Origin of the sequence: Corallococcus sp. AB049A, from assembly GCF_003668885.1 — a bacterium.
In the GTDB taxonomy this organism is placed as follows: Bacteria; Myxococcota; Myxococcia; order Myxococcales; family Myxococcaceae; genus Corallococcus; species Corallococcus interemptor.
Genome location: NZ_RAWL01000061.1, coordinates 1 through 17,728, shown reverse-complemented (window position 1 = coordinate 17,728; position 17,728 = coordinate 1). Strand labels below are relative to the sequence as shown.

The 17,728-nt window shown below is 67.8% G+C and carries 17 protein-coding genes; 7 read left to right on the top strand and 10 right to left on the bottom strand.

Going from position 1 to position 17,728, the window contains the following annotated elements; genetic code table 11:
* Positions 1-8: 8 nt before the first annotated feature.
* Positions 9-824 carry a TadE/TadG family type IV pilus assembly protein gene (locus tag D7X55_RS09495; RefSeq protein WP_120549363.1) on the bottom strand — a complete coding sequence of 272 codons (816 nt, stop codon included), beginning with the start codon at positions 822-824 and terminating at the stop codon, positions 9-11.
* Positions 825-1,042: 218 nt separating this feature from the next.
* Between D7X55_RS09495 and D7X55_RS09490 the strand changes: the two genes are divergently transcribed.
* The 3 genes from D7X55_RS09490 to D7X55_RS09480 all read left to right on the top strand — a co-directional run bounded on the left by D7X55_RS09490 (position 1,043) and on the right by D7X55_RS09480 (position 4,934).
* Entirely contained in the window at positions 1,043-2,263 is a 1,221-nt protein-coding gene (locus D7X55_RS09490; protein ID WP_233609749.1) for an FAD-dependent monooxygenase, read from the top strand.
* An 86-nt stretch (positions 2,264-2,349) separates the two neighbouring features.
* The gene (locus D7X55_RS09485) at positions 2,350-4,560 is read left to right on the top strand and encodes a M9 family metallopeptidase (protein ID WP_121722878.1); all 2,211 of its coding nucleotides are present in this window, start codon (positions 2,350-2,352) and stop codon (positions 4,558-4,560) included.
* A 101-nt stretch (positions 4,561-4,661) separates the two neighbouring features.
* Entirely contained in the window at positions 4,662-4,934 is a 273-nt protein-coding gene (locus D7X55_RS09480) for a hypothetical protein (protein WP_120549360.1), read from the top strand.
* Between the two features lie 65 nt (positions 4,935-4,999).
* On the opposite strand, the gene D7X55_RS09475 is transcribed toward D7X55_RS09480, so the two are convergent.
* From D7X55_RS09475 to D7X55_RS09465, 3 genes are read right to left on the bottom strand one after another with little or no spacing between them, the layout of a single operon-like run.
* Positions 5,000-5,527 carry a hypothetical protein gene (locus tag D7X55_RS09475; RefSeq protein WP_120549359.1) on the bottom strand — a complete coding sequence of 176 codons (528 nt, stop codon included), beginning with the start codon at positions 5,525-5,527 and terminating at the stop codon, positions 5,000-5,002.
* 50 nt (positions 5,528-5,577) lie between these two features.
* On the bottom strand, positions 5,578-6,561 hold the full coding sequence (locus D7X55_RS09470; RefSeq protein WP_120549358.1) for a HEAT repeat domain-containing protein: 984 nt from the start codon (positions 6,559-6,561) through the stop codon (positions 5,578-5,580).
* Positions 6,562-6,572: 11 nt separating this feature from the next.
* Positions 6,573-7,787, bottom strand: a complete 1,215-nt coding sequence (locus D7X55_RS09465; RefSeq protein WP_167510869.1) for a hypothetical protein — start codon at positions 7,785-7,787, stop codon at positions 6,573-6,575.
* A 364-nt stretch (positions 7,788-8,151) separates the two neighbouring features.
* Here D7X55_RS09465 and D7X55_RS09460 point away from each other — a divergent pair, with 364 nt between their 5' ends.
* From D7X55_RS09460 to D7X55_RS09445, 4 genes are all read left to right on the top strand, one after another.
* A complete protein-coding gene (locus D7X55_RS09460) occupies positions 8,152-10,572 on the top strand; it encodes an isoamylase (protein WP_121722877.1) in 2,421 nt (806 codons plus the stop codon).
* 65 nt (positions 10,573-10,637) lie between these two features.
* The gene (locus tag D7X55_RS09455; protein ID WP_121722876.1) at positions 10,638-11,297 is read left to right on the top strand and encodes a pentapeptide repeat-containing protein; all 660 of its coding nucleotides are present in this window, start codon (positions 10,638-10,640) and stop codon (positions 11,295-11,297) included.
* Positions 11,294-11,812, top strand: a complete 519-nt coding sequence (locus D7X55_RS09450) for a hypothetical protein (RefSeq protein WP_121722875.1) — start codon at positions 11,294-11,296, stop codon at positions 11,810-11,812. Before D7X55_RS09455 ends, D7X55_RS09450 begins: the two co-directional genes overlap by 4 nt.
* A gap of 285 nt (positions 11,813-12,097) precedes the next feature.
* A complete protein-coding gene (locus tag D7X55_RS09445) occupies positions 12,098-13,027 on the top strand; it encodes a nucleotidyl transferase AbiEii/AbiGii toxin family protein (RefSeq protein ID WP_158626348.1) in 930 nt (309 codons plus the stop codon).
* On the opposite strand, the gene D7X55_RS09440 is transcribed toward D7X55_RS09445, so the two are convergent.
* The 6 genes from D7X55_RS09440 to modA form a co-directional block, all read right to left on the bottom strand.
* A complete protein-coding gene (locus D7X55_RS09440; RefSeq protein WP_121722873.1) occupies positions 13,004-13,885 on the bottom strand; it encodes a hypothetical protein in 882 nt (293 codons plus the stop codon). The genes D7X55_RS09445 and D7X55_RS09440 overlap by 24 nt on opposite strands.
* A 517-nt stretch (positions 13,886-14,402) precedes the next feature.
* Entirely contained in the window at positions 14,403-14,582 is a 180-nt protein-coding gene (locus tag D7X55_RS45735) for a transposase (protein ID WP_368666503.1), read from the bottom strand.
* A 71-nt stretch (positions 14,583-14,653) separates the two neighbouring features.
* A complete protein-coding gene (locus D7X55_RS09430) occupies positions 14,654-15,181 on the bottom strand; it encodes a hypothetical protein (RefSeq protein WP_121722871.1) in 528 nt (175 codons plus the stop codon).
* A 12-nt stretch (positions 15,182-15,193) separates the two neighbouring features.
* Complete coding sequence (gene modC, locus D7X55_RS09425; RefSeq protein WP_120549353.1) at positions 15,194-16,270, bottom strand: molybdenum ABC transporter ATP-binding protein; 1,077 nt, start codon at positions 16,268-16,270, stop codon at positions 15,194-15,196.
* Positions 16,270-16,947 (bottom strand): molybdate ABC transporter permease subunit, encoded by a 678-nt coding sequence (gene modB / locus D7X55_RS09420; RefSeq protein WP_120549352.1) that lies wholly within the window; start codon positions 16,945-16,947, stop codon positions 16,270-16,272. Before modB ends, modC begins: the two co-directional genes overlap by 1 nt.
* A complete protein-coding gene (gene modA, locus D7X55_RS09415; protein ID WP_121722870.1) occupies positions 16,947-17,726 on the bottom strand; it encodes a molybdate ABC transporter substrate-binding protein in 780 nt (259 codons plus the stop codon). The genes modB and modA overlap by 1 nt, the downstream gene beginning before the upstream one ends.
* Positions 17,727-17,728 lie beyond the last annotated feature (2 nt).

Here is a 17,728-nt window from a genome sequence, read left to right as displayed (position 1 = left end):
CGTGCTCCCTAGCCCGCCGGGCAGGCGCCGGGGCCCCAGGCGCCCTGGATGAGGTTGGACTGCATGCGCATGGTGGAGGTGGCCACGATGGGAATCGCATACGTCTGCGCCCCGGCGAGTCTGGCCAACTCCTTGAAATAGGCATTCCCACGGCTGGCCCCGTCCTGTTCCAGGTACTGAGAGGCCGACCCGCCGCCAGGAGCCTTCTGGGTGAGGAAGCCGACGCCCTTCAACTGCCCCAGCACTTCGCGCCCCATGTAGAAGCTGTGCAATTGCCAGTTCGCGAACGGGATGCGCAGCTCATAGAAGTACGTCACGCGCACCGACAGCAGGTTGGCCTCGATGACGGTGGCGTCGCGGTAGTCATCGAAGTCGATCTCCTTTCCCCCCAGGTGCGAGCCATAGGTGGAAAAGAGTCCATTGAGCTTGCCGGGCTCCGGGTTCAGGACCTCCACGAGCACCCGCTTCAGGGGCGAGCCGGGAAAGTACTGGTTCACGTCCGGGTGCCAGAGCGTATAGGCGTCATGGACATCCATGGCATTGACGAGCGTGTCCGCCCGCCCTCGCCCCCCGGTCCTGGGTGGCCCCAGCGTCGGCACGAGCGCCATGTACGCGGCGCGCTCCATGGTCGGGCAGTTGCCATGATTGACGATGCCGGTCCGGACCGCGCGGTAGGCGGCGTACTCGGTCATCAGCCTTGCATGGTGCAGGGTGGTCAACTGGAGGGTGCCCAGGATGAGGAACACCATCAAGGGCACCACCAGCGCGGACTCCACGGCGGCCTGGCCCGACTCCCCCTGGCGGCCCGACGTTTCCGTTTGCATTTGGATTCCCAGCCTCACACAGGCCGGGAGGAATTGACCAGTCCTTGCCAGCAAGGCCTGCCCAAAAGGCCCCCTCCCATGCAAGCATTTGTCAGCTGGCGGAAACTCGTCTGACCATTCCTTCCAAAACCCACCAGGCAGACAGCGCTTCCGGCCAAGCCCTGTCCACGGGACGGGCCGGTAGCATCCGGACCTTTCGCGAGCTTTGGGGGGATGTGATGAAGATGGTCTGTGTTGGCGGAGGCCCGGCCGGGCTCTACTTCTCGATTCTGGCCAAGCTGTCCAACCCGAAGCACGAGGTCACCGTCGTCGAGCGCAACCCCTCGGGCGTGACGTACGGCTGGGGCGTCGTGTTCTGGGATGACCTGCTGGATGACCTCTACCGGAACGACCCGCTGAGCGCGCGGCGCATCGCGGAGTCCGCGGCGCGCTGGGACACGCAGGAGGTGCACCTGCGGGGCCAGAACGCGACGCACATTGGAGGCTACGGGTTCGCGCTGGGGCGCGACCGGCTCCTGGACATCCTCATCCGGCGGGCGAGGGGCCTGGGCGTGGACGTGCGCTTCGAGCAGGACGTCACGGACGTCTCCGCGTTCGAGGACGCGGACCTCATCGTCGCCTGTGACGGCGTCAACAGCCGGCTGCGCCAGCGTCACGTCCACCACTTCCAGACGCACGTGGAGGAGGGCCGCAACAAGTACATCTGGCTGGGCACCAACAAGGTCTTCGACGCCTTCACCTTCGCGTTCGAGGAGACGCCCGCCGGTTGGCTCTGGTTCCACGGCTACCGCTTCAACGACGAGACGAGCACCTGCATCGTGGAGTGCCAGGAGGAGACCTGGAAGGCGCTGGGCTTCGACACGCTGGGTCCGGACGAGACGCTCCGGAAGCTGGAGGGCATCTTCCACCACCAGCTGCGAGGCCGGGCGCTGTTCAACCAGCTGAAGGGCATGGGCCGGGCGCCCTGGCTCAACTTCAAGCGCATCACCAACGAGCGCTGGTACCACGACAACATCGTGCTCATGGGGGACGCCGCGCACACCACGCACTTCTCCATCGGCTCCGGAACGAAGCTGGCCATGCAGGACGCCATCGGGCTGGCGCGGCAGCTGCGGGCCCATCCGGACGACCTGCCCGCCGCGCTGGAGGCGTATGACGAGGAGCGCAGGGCGGCCCTGCTCGCCATCCAGCTGGCGGCGCGCAGCAGCTCCCAGTGGTTCGAGAACGTCCCCAGCTATGTGAGCCAGGACGCGACGCAGTTCGCCTACGCGCTGCTGAACCGCCGGGGCAGCTCCGTGTGGAGCTACCTGCTGCTCATGGCCAGCCAGCAGCCCTCGCTGCGGGGCGCGCTGCGGAAGCTCCACGCCTCCAAGGCCTGGGTGCGCGAGCAACGCCGGGGCCGCGCCACGCTGGCTTTGAACGCCCCGCCTCCAGGTTAGGAATCCGCGGCGCGCAGGACTGTCAGACCTGACTGCTAATTCATTGCCAGTCAGGTCACAGTCCCTCCCACCAGGAGCATGCGTCCATGCGCGGTTCCGTCATCGTCTTCGCTGTCGGGCTCATGCTCTGCGCGACGAGCGCGCTCGCTCGCGCCGGGGCGCCCCCACCCGCCGGGTCTTCCCAGGCGGTCCACGGGCTGGAACATCCCCGGCAACGCATCCAGCCCGACGAGCGCGAGCCGGAGCTCGCCCCCGAGCCCGTGCGACAGAAGCACGCTCCGGTCACCCCGCCCCGGGCCCTGGTGGCCTGTGAGCCGGCGGCCTTCGCGTCCGCCAGTGGCGCCGAGCTTGTCTCGCGGGTGAAGGGCGCCACGGAGGCCTGCCTCAACTCGCTGTTCTCCGTGACGGCCCCCCAGTCCGGGCAGATCTTCAGCGAGAGCAAGATGGCCACCATCGCCAACGCTCTCACCGTGAGCGCTCAGCAGTACGTGGGCGACAACTCCGCGCAGACCCTCCAGCTCATCCTGTTCCTGCGCGCGGGCTACTACGTGCAGTTCTACCAGTCAGGCACGGTGGGCAGTTACGGCGCCCCACTGCGCGACGCCATCCGTCCGGCGCTCGCGGCGTTCGTCGCCAACCCCCACTTCACGGACGTCAACGACGCGCACGGCGCGGTGCTGCGGGAGTTCGTCATCCTCATCGACAGCGCGGGGGAGACGCCCCGGCACCTGGGCACACTGCGCGGCCTGCTGGACCGCTTCAATGCCGCCGCCGAGGCCTCCTATTCCATGAGCAGCGCCACCAACAGCGTCTACTCCGGCCTCTACCGGGGCCAGTTCAACCCGGAGTTCGTCGCGGCCGTGCAGGCGGACCCGTCCATCATCGACTCGCTCGAGTCCTTCATCCCTCGCACAGAACACCTGCTGGGCACCTCCAGCCAGTACCTCACCCTCAACGCGGCGCGCGAGATGGCGCGCTTCCTCAAGCACACCGGAGCGCTGCAGACGCTGACGCGTCCCAAGGTGAAGGCGGTCCTGCTCAACCACTCGATGACCGGTCCCTCGGCGGGCCTCTGGGTGGGCACGGCGGAGATGGTCGACTTCTACGACAAGGCCCATTGCGCGTACTACGGCACCTGCGACTTCCGCCGGACGGTGGAGCAGGCGGTGCTCGGCATCACCCACACCTGTGGCGCCACCCTGCGCGTGCGCGCGCAGGACCTGACGGCGGCACAGCTCACGCAGACCTGCGACCAGCTCGCCACGCAGGAGGCGTACTTCCACGACACGCTGAAGACGAACCGCGTGCCCGTGGCCGGGGACAACAACACGTCCCTGGAGATGATCATCTTCGACAGCAGCATCGACTATCAGAACTACGCGGGCGTGCTGTTTGGCATCAGCACCAACAACGGCGGCATGTACCTGGAAGGGGACCCTTCCGCCTCCGGCAACCAGGCCCGCTTCATCTCCTACGAGGCGGAGTGGCTGCGGCCCGCCTTCGAAATCTGGAACCTGCGTCACGAGTACGTCCACTACCTGGATGGCCGCTTCAACATGAAGGGCGACTTCAACACGAGCATCAGCCAGCCCACCGTCTGGTGGATCGAAGGCCTGGCCGAGTACATCTCCAAGAAGAGCGACAACGCGAGCGCGGTGACGCAGGGGAAGGGCAAGGCCTTCAAGCTCAGCGAAGTCCTGCGCAACAGCTACAGCAGCAGCACCGACCGCGTGTACGCATGGGGCTATCTGGCCACGCGGTTCATGTTCGAGCGGCACGCGGACCAGGTGGGCGCCTTCCTCGAACAGTTCCGCGCGGGCAACTACACCCTCTACCGCCAGTCCCTGGACGCGCTGGGCACGGCGAATGACACGGAGTTCCACGGGTGGATCGACTGCGTCGCGAGGGCCACGGACCCGGGTGTCTGCGTGTCCCCCGGCGCCGACCCCGGGCCGACGCCCGCGTGTACGGCGTCCAACCCCCAGCAGCTTGAGAGCGATTGCTACCGGGGCCCGCTGGCCTCCACGGGCACGCCGCTCTACTTCTATCTCTATGTGCCTCCCGGCGCGCACGACCTGCGCTTCGTGGCAAGCGGAGGCACGGGCAACGCGGACCTGTATGTCCGCTCCAGCACCTGGCCCACGCAGACCGTGTATGACTTCCGGCCCTACCTGCCAGGCAACGACGAGACCGTGGAGATCCCCGCTCCCGCCACCGGTGGGTACTACTACCTCATGCTCGTGGCGCGCACGCCCTACTCGGACGTGAGGCTGGAGGCCCACTTCGACAGGAACTAGATGCAAAGGGTTGCGGCCTTCGTAGTTGGGCCGCCCGGTTCTGCATCACCGCCTCCGTGCCTATATCCTCCAGGCGTCCCACCTGACTCCTGGAGGCATCCATGTGGCGTTCCCTGATGGTCGCGGCGGTTTGTGTTTTCGGTCTCACGGCTTGCGGCGGTAGCGCCGACGTGGACGGGGACCTGGTCTCCCAGGAGCAGGGGCTCGCGTGCGAGGCCGGCACCGGCGCCTGCCCCGGCACCACGGTCTGTGCCTACAACGGCGCTGGTGGTGAGGGGCTCTGCCGCCCCGCCTGCGTCAACGGCCGGTGTTCCAGCGGCATCTGCTGCACCCAGCCCAACGGCGCGCCGTACTGCAACAGCTTCTGCTACTGATGGCCCAAACCCCACCGGCGGCGGAGCGCCCCACGACGCTCCGCCTCCGGCGGTCACCGCCGACGCTAATTGATGACGCCGATGGTCTCCGAGCGGTCCACGGCCTCGCCCTTGGTGGTGTAGCCGGAGTACCAGCCGGTCAGGTTGCTGCCGGACTGGTCATACTGCACGTGGACGTGGGGCCCCGTGGCGTTGCCCGTACCGCCCTCGTTGCCCACCTGGCAGCGGTTGCACGTGCGGTCATACGAGTCCGACGTCTTGATGAAGTGCCACAGGCGGAACGTCCTGCCGTTGGAGAAGGCGTGCTTCGCCTCGTTCTGCGTGCCGCTGCCCGTGCCGTTGCAATAGACGCCCGAGGTGCGGATGGTCACGTTCCAGGACAGGGACGCCATCACGCCCGTCTCCACGCCCCAGTAGTTGCAGCGGCCGCTGGAGATATCCAGCGCGCCGTGGAACGTGCCGCTGGAGTAGTACGTCGTCGCCGTCACCGTGCCCGGGAAGGGAGACTTCACCGTGTACGAGTACGCGGCCGCGACCGAGGGAACCGCGAGGGCCAGGATGACCGCGAGGGCCTTCTTCTTCATGTGACGCATCGGGGGTGTTCCTTTCGGGCCGGCGGGTCCGGCCCCATGAGGGGTGCCGCTCAACGGACCTGTTGCAGCCGCTGCTTCTCTCTCAGGAGCAGGCCCCACTCCTGAACACCTGATTCCAGTGCGCGGATCCACGCGTCGATCTCCGGCGCCATCGCCGGATCCACGCTCCGCAGCTTGCGCAGCTCCGGCACGGCGTCCGCGAAGCCCAGCTCCGCGATGCCCTGCACCAGCGCCTTGCGCACGCCCGCGTCCCGCTCTCCCCGGTACATGCCCACCAGCGCCTCGCGCGCGGGCCCCATCTGCGCCGCCGGCACGCTGCCCAGCGCGAGCGCCGCCGAGCGCCGCACGTCCGCGCTCTCATGGCCCAGCATCCCGAGCAGCTTCTGCCCCGCCTCAGGCCCCATCTTGCGCGTGTCCAGGGACTCCAATATCCGCGCCGTCACCTTCGGGTCCGTGGACGCCGTCGCCGCGTTCACCGCCAGGTCCGTGGCCGGGCCGTGGTGCGCGGAATAGACGTACTGGTTGTCCTCGATGAGGTTCTGGGCGGCCTCCATGCGGACCTCCGGCGAGCCGTCCCTCATGAGCCGTTCGTACATGTCCCCCGTCTTCTCCAGCGCGCCCGTGCGGCGCATGGCGCGCACGGTGGCGGCGCGGACGGACGGGTCTCGGTCCTCCAGCGCGCGGCGGGCCACCGCTTGGATGGCGTCCTTCTCCGCCTCGCGCTCGCTGCGCGCCACCAGCGCCGCGGCCAGTTGCTCCACCATCGCCGGGTCCGTCTCCCGGTCGAACGCCGCGTGCAGCTCCCCGGAGGGCAGCGACACGGCGGCCTCGCGCAGCACGGCGTTGAGGTAGTCGCGGTAGGCCTTGGAGTTGGAGCGAAGTCCCTCGCGGAGCTGATCCATCAGCCCCCGCACGGAACAGCTCTCTGCCCTCAATGCCGGCAGCGCGGCGGGGGACGTGGACCACGCGGGCTGGGACGCGAGCAGCAGCGTCAGACCGCCGAACGCGCGAAGACCTTGGAGGAAGCGGGGCATGCGAAGGGCTCCTACTGGTGGCGGTCCATGCAGCCGAAGGGGTTCTGGTCCGGCAGCTCGTTCCAGACGCGGATGAAGTCGACATTGCCCTGGGCGTAGAGCGTTTCGAAGACGCGGTAGAGCGGCTGGAAGCGCGGATCCACCGTCGCCATGTTCGCCATCACGGGCAGGGCCTCGCGGCCCGCGACGCGCGCGGAGAAGCGGAAGAGCGCCCAGCGCACGCACACGGACTGCTCGCGCTGGAAGGAGTCCGTGAACAGCTTGAGCACCTGCTCCTTGTCGGAGGACATGGCCAGCACCTGCGCCGCCGCGTCGCGGCCGTCCTCGTTGCCCTCGCTCTGCAGGATGCGCGTGAAGCGCTCCGTGGCCTTCGCGTCCAGCACGGGCGAGTTGTGCAGGGGCGCCGTCTGCGCCAGGTGGCGGATCTGCTCGTCCGGCGCGTCCGTGGCGATGGTGATGAGCCGGTCGAGATACGGCGACGCGTCGCCATGGTTCTCCGACTCGCGCGCCATCACGCGGCCCAGCGTGCGCGTGGCGGCCCAGCCCGCCTCGGTGGAGGCCGGGTCGCGCGCGAAGTCCGCCATCCGGTCCATCGCGGCCGGCGGCAGGTGCTTCTGCGTGTCCAGCGCGGACAGCATGCCCGCGCGCCGCTCGATGGACAGCTTCGCGTCCATCCCCGCCTCCAGCAGCCGCGCCGCGACCTGGGGCTTCTGCACCGCGTCCGAGGCCCGCAGGCCCGACAGCAGCACCTGGAACTCCGCGCCCTGCGCGTCCCGGGCCCAGTCCACCACCTGCCCCGCCTTCCCCGCGTCGTCGCCAATCAGCTCCGCGAGCTTCGCCTTGAGGTAGTCGCGGACCAGCGCGTCCTTCGACGCGAGCAGCGGCGCGGCCTGCTCCCGGAACGTCTCCAGCGTCACGCCGTCGTTGAAGCGCCCCAGCTCCGGGAAGCACGTCTGGTCGGAGAAGCGGCGCTCCGCGGCCTCTGCCTCCTCCACGCCGGCAGGCGCCGCGCCCGTGCCCCCGCCGCCCGCGTGCGAGCCCTGGGACCGTGAGGCCTTGACGGGGGCCGCCGTCGCCGAAGGGGCCTGTGCGTCATCACCGCCACGCCACACCAGCCCCACCGCCGTCAGGACGGCCACGAGCCCCGCGCCCGCCAGGCCCCAGGGCACACCCCGCCCTCGCGAAGGACCGGAGCCGGGCGTCTGGGTCGGATTGGATGAGTCCATGGGAATCCAAAGCAATCATGGATTCCATGTTTCAATCAAGTAAAACAGATTGATTGGATTTTTACTGGATATGTCTCGTTCCTCCTCTGGGGGCAGCCGTTTCCGACGGCATGCGTCACCAGAACCGTCCGCGCGTTATGGAATGACAGACGGCAGGGCGCGGGCCGCGCTCGGGCCCCGGGTGAGCATGACGCGCCGGGCCATGTCGTGCGTCGTACGAGAGCGGGCCCGGGCGCTGGGATGGGGGGCCGTGCGGTTGACTTCACGGTCATGGGGGTGGTGAACCGGATGCCCCCGGGCAGTCGCGGGTCCGGTGGCGTTGCAGCGGTCGCAAACCCTGATTGCCGCGTCTGGAGCCACATCCATGATGACCCCTCCCCGTCGTCACCGCCGGAGCCCCTGGCTTGCGCGGTGGCATCCCCTCGTCGCCGCGGGTTTCGCCTCGGCGCTGGTCTCCTGCGCCGCGTCCGAAGCGCCTGAGGAGGCCCCCGCGCCCGCCGTGGAGGACACCGCGCAGCGCGAGCAGGAGCTGCTCACATGGACGCTGGGCGCGAAGTACGACGCCACGCAGGCCAACATCAACTTCAACGTGTACTCGTCGCGCGCCGAGCGCATCGAGCTGTGGATCTACAAGACGGCCCAGGGCGCGCAGGAGGTCGTCAGCTACGTGATGACGAAGAACGCGACGACCAACGTCTGGTCGAAGACCGTCTCCGTCTCCACGCTGAAGAACACCTACGGCGTCACCGGCACCGTCTATTACGGCTACCGCGCGTGGGGTCCCAACTGGCCGTACAACTCCTCCTGGAGCAAGACGAACAACACGGTGGGCTTCCTGTCGGACGTGGACGCCTCGGGCAACCGCTTCAACCCGAACAAGCTCCTGTGGGACCCGTACGCGCTGGAGCTGTCGCACGACCCGGTGAACATGACCAACGCGGACGCCACGGTGTTCGCGTCCGGCCCGTCGCACCGCTACAAGGACAGCGGCCCGTTCGCGCCCAAGGGCATCGTGCTGGCGCCGGACTCCACGCCCACCGGCACCAAGCCCACGCGCGCCTTCAAGGACGACATCGTCTATGAGGTGCACCTGCGCGGCCTGACGAAGCAGGACACCGGCTCCGGGTTGGATGCCGCCTGTCTGGGCACCTACAAGACGGCGGGCCAGAAGGCCGCGCAGCTGGCGGCGCTGGGCGTGACGGCGGTGGAGTTCCTGCCGCTGCACGAGACGGACAACGGCCGCAACGACGCCGTGGCCAGCACCGCGGGCGACAACTACTGGGGTTACATGAACCTCAGCTACTTCGCGCCGGACCGCCGCTACGCGTGCGACCAGACGCCGGGCGGCCCCACGCGCGAGTTCAAGACCATGGTCAAGGCGTTCCACGACGCCGGCATCAAGGTGATGGTGGACGTGGTCTACAACCACACCGGCGAGGGCGGCGCGTGGACCAGCGGTGACCCGAACACGTTCAACGTCATGTCGTACCGGGGCCTGGACAACCCCACGTACTACAGCCTGACGAAGGACATGAAGTTCAACTGGGACAACACGGGCGTGGGCGGCAACTTCAACACGTTCAATCCCACGGCCCGCAACGTCATCCTCCATTCGCTGTCGTACTGGAAGGACACGCTGGGCGTGGACGGCTTCCGGTTCGACCTGGCGTCGGTGCTGGGCAACATCTACGAGCACGAGACGGACACGCACAGCGGCTACGAGTACAGCCGCGACAACGCGAACACGGCGCTCAATCAAATCACCACGCAGCTGGACCCCCGGCCGGAAGGAGGCGGCGCGGGCACGGACTTCGTCGCGGAGCCGTGGGCCATTGGTGGCAATTCCTACCAGGTGGGCAACTTCCCGGCGAAGTGGCGCGAGTGGAACGGCGCGTTCCGCGACACGTTCCGCAAGGACCAGAACCAGATGGGCGTGGAGAACGTGACGCCGGGGCAGTTGGCCACGCGCTTCGCGGGCTCGTCGGACCTGTACCAGGATGACGGCCGCAAGCCGGCCGCGTCCGTGAACTTCATGGTGGCCCACGACGGCTTCACCCTGAAGGACCTGTACTCGTGCACCAGCAAGAACAACAGCCAGCCGTGGCCCTACGGCCCGTCCGACGGCGGCGAGGACAGCAATCACAGCTGGGACCAGGGCGGCAGCGCAACGGCCCAGCGGCAGGCGGCGCGCAACGGCCTGGCGTTCCTGATGCTGAGCGCGGGCGTGCCCATGATCACGGGCGGCGACGAGTTCCTGCGCACGCAGTACTGCAACAACAACGTGTACAACCTGGACTCGAACAAGAACTGGCTGGACTACGCGTGGAGCCCGGACCAGTCCAACTTCCGCCTGTTCACCCAGAACCTCATCGCGTTCCGCAAGGCGCACCCCGCGCTGCGCCCGGCGGCGTTCTACGCGACGACGGACGGCAACGGGAACGGGCTGCCGCAGCACGCCTGGTTCAAGCCGGACGGCTCCACGCCGGACGCGGCCTACTTCAACAACGCGGGCAACCACGCGCTGGCCTACCGCATCGACGCGTCGGAGTTCTCCGGTGAGACGGTGAACGCCATCTACGTCGCGTACAACGGCTGGTCCGGCACCGTGAACTTCCTGCCGCCCTCGCCCGGCGCCGGCAAGAGCTGGTACCGGGTGACGGACACGTGCTCCTGGATTGAGAGCCGGGGCGCGAACCAGGTGCTGCTCAACCCGGGCAGCTCGGACCAGATCACCGCGGGCTACGACCTGTGCGGCCGTGGCGTGCTGGTGCTGGTGGCCAGGTAGCGTGAAGTCCGTGGAAGACCCGGTGCGCTGTCGCCGGGTCCTTCGCGGGCCGGTATAAGGCCGGCATGGTCCGGGACGACAGCGCGGTGGTGAAGCGGCTCCAGCAGGAGGACTCCTTCGAGAAGGAGACGTTCGAGGGACTGGACCTCCAGGGCGTCGACCTGGGAGACAAGGAGTTCTACCGGTGCACCTTCCTCAACTGTGAGTTGCAGGAGGGCCGGTGGAAGGAGGCGCTGCTGGAGGCGTGCGTGTTCCAGGGCTGCAACCTGACGCGCGCGAACTTCAACGCCATCCGGCTCCGGGACGTGCGGTTCGAGGGCTCGAAGTTGATGGGCATCGACTGGACGGGCGTGGCGGCGAACCCGGAGGTGAACTTCGAGGAGTGCGCCATGCCCTACAGCTCGTTCGTGGGGCTGAGCCTGCGCCAGACGTCGTTCGTGCGCTGCGTGGCGCGCGAGGCGAACTTCTTCGACATGGACCTGACGGACGCGGACTTCACCGGCGCGGACCTCACCGGCAGCAACTTCCGGGGCTGCGTGCTGACCCGGACGGACTTCTCTGGCGCCACGGGCCTGGTGCTCGACCCCGCGCGCAACAAGCTGAAGGACACGCGCATCCCGCAGGACGCGGCGATGTCCGTGGTCCATGAGCTGGGCATGCTCGTGGAGGGCTACCACGCGAAGACAGGGCGCGGCGGCGCGAAGAAGGCGGGGGCGAAGCGGTGAGGGAGGGCACCCCGTTCGACCCGGTCGCCGTCGTGCGGATTCGCACGATGCTGGAGATGGGGCTCGTCGGGCTCAAGGAGATCATCGCCTGGGCGGATGCCTGGGTGATGAAGCTGGATGACCCACCGCTGTGGTTGCTGGAGATGTGCACGGCGCCGGATGTCGCCACGGCCAAGGGGCTGCTCTACGACATCCCGATGCTTCCTCTCCCGGCCACGCCCGAGGAGCGTCGCGCGGAGAACGCGGACCATCTGGCGTGCCTGTTCCTCCGCCACCGGCGCGGGGAGCTGTCCTGGGGAGAGTTCCTTTTTCAAGGGGGCCAGTACCTGGATCGCGCGGGCGGCCCCTGGCCGTGCGAGACGTTCTTCATGCAGCTCAACTTGCTGGAGCGCATGGGGTTTCCGGAAGACCTGATGCGGTCCCAGCGCGAAGACATTGAGCGCGAGCTGCGGGACGCACTGGAGCGGATGGAGGCCGCGCATCGGCGGTTCGAAGCCAAAGCGCGCGGGGACTAAACCAAAGGTCACGATTCCTGGACGTCTGGTCTGCCGCTGAGGCTGAGTTTTCGGCCCTGGATGCCACTTGCCGATCGAGAATCGTGAGCGGCCGTTTAGCGTGGCTGATAAGGCGGGGCTCGAAATGCCTGTGGCTCCGCCTTGTCGGACTGCTAGATGCCTTCCGAACCTCGTAGAGTCCCGTGGACTCGAGATGAAGGCCGCCATCGGGCGACCGTAAGCCTGGGCGCCGGCGCAGGTGGCGTCGCACACTCTGGGCTGCGCAGACTGGAGTGCACTATGCCCTTGGATAAGGCGTCCCTGCTCCGCACCGGCGAACTTGTCGTCTCGGCCATCGCGAGCGACGAGGAACTCTTCGACAAGCTCGTTCTCAAGGGCGGCAATGCACTGCAGCTCATTCACAAGATTGGCGCGCGCGCGTCCATCGACTACGACTTCTCCATGCAGGACGACGTCGAGGACTCGGCTTGGCTCGCAGCCAGGCTCGAGCGAGCTGTTCAGCGGCACTTCGAACTCGAGGGTTACCGCGTCCTCGACTTCAAGTTCACGCCCCGGCCGGCGCGCCGCCCGATCGTCGGCCAGACGAACCCCAGGTGGGGTGGCTACAACGCAACGTTCAAATACATGTCAGCCGAGGACTGGGCCGCTGCGGAGGGAGTAGGGAGTCAACGGTTCATGAAGGGGCAGAGGGCAGCGCTCGCCCACGGCGATGGTGCCCGCCACGACCCGACGTCTGAGGCGGACGAGGCCCTCACGTATCGACGCAACATCGGCAAGAAGGTCGAAGTCGAGATCAGTAAGTATGAGTACACCGAAGGCAAGCAGGAGGTCGAAGTCGACGGCTACCCGGTGTACGTCTACACGCTGCCCATGATCGCGGCCGAGAAGCTGCGGGCCATCTGCCAACAGATGGCCGCGCACGGCCAGCGGCGGAACCCAGCGCCTCGGCCTCGAGACTTCTACGACATCCACGCTTGCGTGCAGTCCGGCCAAGTGGACCTGACGCAGCACTTGGCGACAGTGCGTGGGATGTTCGCTGCAAAGGAGGTTCCTCTTTCGCTCCTCAACCACATTCCCGAGTACCGGTCGTTTCACGCCAATGCGTGGGGCGAGGTGGTGAGTACTGTGACGGGTGAGAAGCTGGAATTCTTCGACCACTACTTCGACTTCGTGTTGAACGAAGTCGCACGACTACAGGCCGCGGGGGTGGAATAAGCGCCACTCCTTGCTGTACTCGGCGTCCCTCATCCCGTGCGTGAGGTAGAAGTCGAAATTGAGGCCCATGGTGCGCAGCCGCTCTAGTTGAGTCGGTCTATAGCCAGCGCGCTCCATGTAGAAGCCGATGGCTTGGTGGTACGGGTACACGTAGTCGAGCTTTTTGAGCATCGCGACGAGCGTCGGCACCGCCACTTCATCCCGCGCACGGCGGAAGGCCTCCACGACCTCGAACACGCTGCCCGCGTAGTTGGGGCGGACCGTGATGTCGATGAGCGTGCGCTCTATTGCTGTCACATCGACCTGCGTGGCTCGGTTGATTGGGCGGGAAACTACGCCCAACCGGCCCGTCGACTTCCCGTTGAGAAGTACGACTTGGTAGATGTCCAGATGAAAGACGTACTTGGAGGTGCGCGGCGCGTTGCTGAAGGCACGGTCGAGCCCCTCCTGCGTCAACCCGCCCGCCGGCTTCGGCTTGGGACTCTGCTCCTTGTTGACGTAGATGACCTTTGGAACCTGATTCGTCAGGCCATGCACCACCAAGGCAGAAAAGTGCGAGAGGTAAGCACCCGGCCTGAGAGAGAGCGCGAGGCTATACGGCTCGACCTCGTCCCATACGTACCGGACCGCGCCCGGGTATCCATGTTCAGCTGCAAGCTCAATCTGCTTTAGCTTCCCTTCCGACTGGAGCAGGGAGGTCATACGGGCCGGTGTAGCGGTTTCCGGAAGCTGCAGCTCCTCACGAGCGCGACGTAGGAAGTCCCGTAGCTGGGGCGCGTTGAAGACACGGAAGGGCTGCGCCATGACGTATGCGGCGAGCTTGGGACCGGAGGTGACCTCCCATGAGCGGCGGGGCATATTTTCTCTTCTCCCTGCTAGGTATATATACCTAGCAGGGAGAAGAACTCCATGGTTAATTCGTGTGATGGCACTAGGTATATATACCTAGTGCCATCAGGGGAATAGGACGAGAGCATACGCATCGGAACCTAGGTATATATACCTAGGTTCCCCTTCAGGGCTCGGCCTTGAGATAACCCGGAAATAGCAGGTATATATACCTAAGCAGCTTTGGCCATGGCTAGCCGAGCGAAGAAGCGGGAAAGTGGTCGGGTTACGCGTCGGCCGCGCGCACTGGCGCTAGAACGCATCCCACAACCGAAGAAGCAGGATGAGGGCGCAGGCGAGCTGAAGGACGCTTTGCCGCGCCGAGTCCGACTAACCAAAGCGCCCCCTTTTTGCCCCTGCGTGGGAGCCGTCGATGTGCGCCTCGGTCAAATCGAGCTTCGCGACTTCTCAAGTCTTCCGCCAGCGCTCGCAGAATCCGGTCCAGCCCCCCCGCCTTCACCCAGGCCTGAAATCTCCGGTGGCACGTTTAGTAGGGCGGGTAGCGCCCTGGCAGGTCCGCCGAGGGCGCTCCGGTGCGCAGTACCCACAGAATGCCGTTGAGTACATCCTGCGGATCGCGCCAGGGCCTTCCACCCTTCGCGCTCGTACGCTGCCGCTCGGGCCCCGGCACATGCGGACGAAGGACTTCCCACTGCTCGTCGGTCAGCTCTATCCAACAGGGTCGAGCACACTCCCTGCTCGCTGTCGCCCCTTCCGTGACCGGTTATGAGATGCATTCTAGCCCACGAGCACGAGTCTTCGTGGGGCGACGTTCCAGAGCGCAGGCAGGTCCGCGTCGCAGAACGCGCAGACGAACCACTGTTCCTTCACCAGATTGAACTCGCCGCAGCGGGTGCACCGCCGGAAGGTGATGGCATGGGTGAAGCCCGGGGGACCTCGGATGCCGGCCCGGGTCAGCGCGAGCGACAGTGCGTCCCAGCAGTCCGTGTCCGGGCAGTAGCCCATGGATTGGTTCGAGGCTCCCGCGATGTCCCACCCCGTTGCGGTTCGCTGGAAGTGGAACTCGCCCGCCGCCAGCACCTCCTCGCCTCCCGCGCACGCGACGTGTTCCGACCGGCGTGGCGCCAATCGCAGACAGCCGGTGAGGTCCACGACCCAGGTCGCGCCCTCTTCCATGGCATCCGGGTGAGCGTGGAGCCAGCGGTCCAGGTCTTCGCGGGCGCGGATGGAGACGCCGGCGGGATGCGCCATCACGGCACGGCGGATCTCCTCGGGTCCGACATAGGTGTAGGCGTTCAGCTCCATGACGGTGTGACGTCAGGTCGCGGCAGAACCAGACAACAGCCGACGGCAGGCGGAGGACTTCACCGCGAGGTACACGCGCAGGCCCGGCGCGATGGACAGCTCGCGCACGGCGGCATGCGTGAGGCGGACCACCCAGCGGACGCCCGCCACGTCCACATGGGTCGCGCACTCTCCTGCCCCCGCGTCCTCCAGCTTCGCCACCGTGCCTTCGAGCACGTTGCGCGCGGAGACGCCGGTCAGCGGACCGGTGGACAGGAGGATGTCCTCGGCGGGCACGGCGTAGGCGGCGCGGGTGCCGTGCGGCAGCTCCGGTGCGTCCGGCACCCAGAGCGACAGGGCCTCCGTCACACGCAGCCGCGTGCCGCCGGATTGGGGATGCTCCAGCGTGCCTTCGAGGATGTTCTCCTCGGGCTCACCGGTGAGCAGCCCGCGCGCCACCGTGCCCAGCACCGTGTCCGCGGGACCCACGGCCTTCACCGTGCCTCCGTCCAACACCAGGGCCTCGCGGGCCAGGGCCCTTGCTTCACCGAGCTGGTGGGTGACGTAGAGCAGGGGCACGCGGGCTTCGTCGCGCACGCGCAGGAGGTACGGCAGCACGCGCTCCTTCAAGGCGATGTCCAGCGCGGCCAGGGGTTCGTCCAGCAGCAGCAACGCGGGATCCGTCGCGAGCGCCCGCGCCAGGGCCACCCGCTGCTTCTCGCCTCCGGACAGCGTCACCGGGTAGCGGTGCAACAGCGGCTCCAGCTCCAACAGGTGCACGGCTTCGTCCACGCGAGACGGCCGCCCGGCGCGCACACCGAAGCGAATGTTCTGTCCGGCGGTGAGGTGAGGGAAGAGCAGCGCGTCCTGCGGCACGTAACCCATGCGACGCGCTTCGGGCGGAACATCGACCCGAGCACCCGTGTCGAGCAGCACGCGGCCATCGACGACGACGCGTCCCGTGGCGCCGCGCCGCAGGCCCGCGAGCACCTCCAGCAGTGACGTCTTCCCAGAGCCCGAACGCCCCAGCACGGCGATCGAAGCGGAGGTGAAACGCGCTTCGACCTCCAGCGTGAAGCGCGCCAGCGGCAGCCGGAGTGCCAGCTCCATCACGCGAGCCCCCGGGCCCCGCGCCGCCGCGTCACCACTTCCGTCACGTACATGGCCCCGAACGCGAGCACGACGGAGACGCCCGCGAGCCTCAGCGCCTCCGCGTCCTGCCCCAGCTGCGTGCGCTGGAAGATGGCCAGGGACAGCGTCTGCGTGCTTCCCGGGATGTTGCCCGCCACCAGCACCGTCGCGCCGAACTCACCCAGCGCCCGTGAGAACGCGAGCAGCGCGCCCGTGAGCACTCCGCGCCACGCCAGCGGCAACGTCACCCGGAAGAACGCCCGCGTGCGCGTGTCTCCCAGCGTGCGCGCCACGGCCACCAGCCGGGGGTCCACTTCTTCAAAGCCCGCGCGCGCGGAGCGCACCAGCAGCGGGAACGCCATCACCGCGCTGGCCAGCACGACGGCCTTCGGCGTGAACACCACCTCCACGCCCAACGTGTCCAGCAGCCGTCCCAGCACCGAGTCGCGCGCCAGCAACTCCAGCAGGACCAGGCCCACCGCCGTCGGAGGCAGCACCAGGGGCAGCGCCAGCAGCGTCTCCACCACGCCGCGCCCCGGTCCCTTCCAGCGCGCGAGCGCGTACGCCGCCGCCACGCCCGGCACCAGGATGAGCGCCGTGGACAGGGCCGCCACCGCCACCGTGAACAGCACCAGCCCTGTCAGCCCTTCATCCATCACGGAGCGGGGGTCCCCTTCCCTGCATCCGGCACCGCCTTCGCGTCCAGGAAGCCCAGCCGGTGGAACTCCTTCCGCGCTCCTTCCGTCTGGAGGAAGCGCACGAACGCGAGCCCTCCCTCCCGCGCCTTGCCCTGCGTCAGCGCCGCCGCCGGATACACGATGCGCGGCGCATCCCCCTCCGGCACCGTGAACGCCACCCGCGCCTTCTTCGATTGCGCCGCGTCCGTCGCGTACACCACGCCCGCGTCCACCCTCCCCGCCTCCACCGCCGCCAGCGCGGCGCGCACGTCCACCGCCGGCACCACGCGCGGCGCCACGTCCGCCCACACGCCCGCCTTCGTCAGCCAGGCCTTCGCGTACACGCCCGCGGGCACCGCCGCCGGCTCCGCCAGCACCACCCGCTTGAGCCCCTTCAGGTCCGCCGGCCCCGCGACCTTCAGCGCCGACTTCACCGGCACCACCACCACCAGCCGGTTCGACAGCAGGTCCACCCGCGAGCCCGCCTGCACGAGCCCCGCCCGGTCGACCGTGTCCATCTTCGCCGCGTCGGCGGAGAGGAACGCGTCCGCCGGAGCCCCCGCCACCACCTGACGGGCCAGGTCGCTCGACGCCCCGAAGGCGAAGCGGACCCGGTGCCCCGATGCCTGCTGGAACGCGGGCGCCAGGGCCTCCAGCGCATCCGTCGTGCTCACCGCCGCGAACACCAGCACCTCTTCCGCACGCGCCGTGGACACCGACAGCCACACCAGCAGTAAGCCCCACCCCGCACGCCGCATCG

Excerpts from the sequence above, each read along its gene's own strand:
- D7X55_RS09495 (WP_120549363.1), bottom strand. The coding sequence starts at position 824 with ATGCAAACGGAAACGTCGGGCCGCCAGGGGGAGTCGGGCCAGGCCGCC.
- D7X55_RS09490 (WP_233609749.1), top strand. The coding sequence starts at position 1,043 with ATGAAGATGGTCTGTGTTGGCGGAGGCCCGGCCGGGCTCTACTTCTCG.
- D7X55_RS09485 (WP_121722878.1), top strand. The coding sequence starts at position 2,350 with ATGCGCGGTTCCGTCATCGTCTTCGCTGTCGGGCTCATGCTCTGCGCG.
- D7X55_RS09480 (WP_120549360.1), top strand. The coding sequence starts at position 4,662 with ATGTGGCGTTCCCTGATGGTCGCGGCGGTTTGTGTTTTCGGTCTCACG.
- D7X55_RS09475 (WP_120549359.1), bottom strand. The coding sequence starts at position 5,527 with ATGCGTCACATGAAGAAGAAGGCCCTCGCGGTCATCCTGGCCCTCGCG.
- D7X55_RS09470 (WP_120549358.1), bottom strand. The coding sequence starts at position 6,561 with ATGCCCCGCTTCCTCCAAGGTCTTCGCGCGTTCGGCGGTCTGACGCTG.
- D7X55_RS09465 (WP_167510869.1), bottom strand. The coding sequence starts at position 7,787 with ATGGACTCATCCAATCCGACCCAGACGCCCGGCTCCGGTCCTTCGCGA.
- D7X55_RS09460 (WP_121722877.1), top strand. The coding sequence starts at position 8,152 with ATGATGACCCCTCCCCGTCGTCACCGCCGGAGCCCCTGGCTTGCGCGG.
- D7X55_RS09455 (WP_121722876.1), top strand. The coding sequence starts at position 10,638 with ATGGTCCGGGACGACAGCGCGGTGGTGAAGCGGCTCCAGCAGGAGGAC.
- D7X55_RS09440 (WP_121722873.1), bottom strand. The coding sequence starts at position 13,885 with ATGCCCCGCCGCTCATGGGAGGTCACCTCCGGTCCCAAGCTCGCCGCA.
- D7X55_RS09430 (WP_121722871.1), bottom strand. The coding sequence starts at position 15,181 with ATGGAGCTGAACGCCTACACCTATGTCGGACCCGAGGAGATCCGCCGT.
- modC (WP_120549353.1), bottom strand. The coding sequence starts at position 16,270 with ATGGAGCTGGCACTCCGGCTGCCGCTGGCGCGCTTCACGCTGGAGGTC.
- modB (WP_120549352.1), bottom strand. The coding sequence starts at position 16,947 with ATGGATGAAGGGCTGACAGGGCTGGTGCTGTTCACGGTGGCGGTGGCG.
- modA (WP_121722870.1), bottom strand. The coding sequence starts at position 17,726 with ATGCGGCGTGCGGGGTGGGGCTTACTGCTGGTGTGGCTGTCGGTGTCC.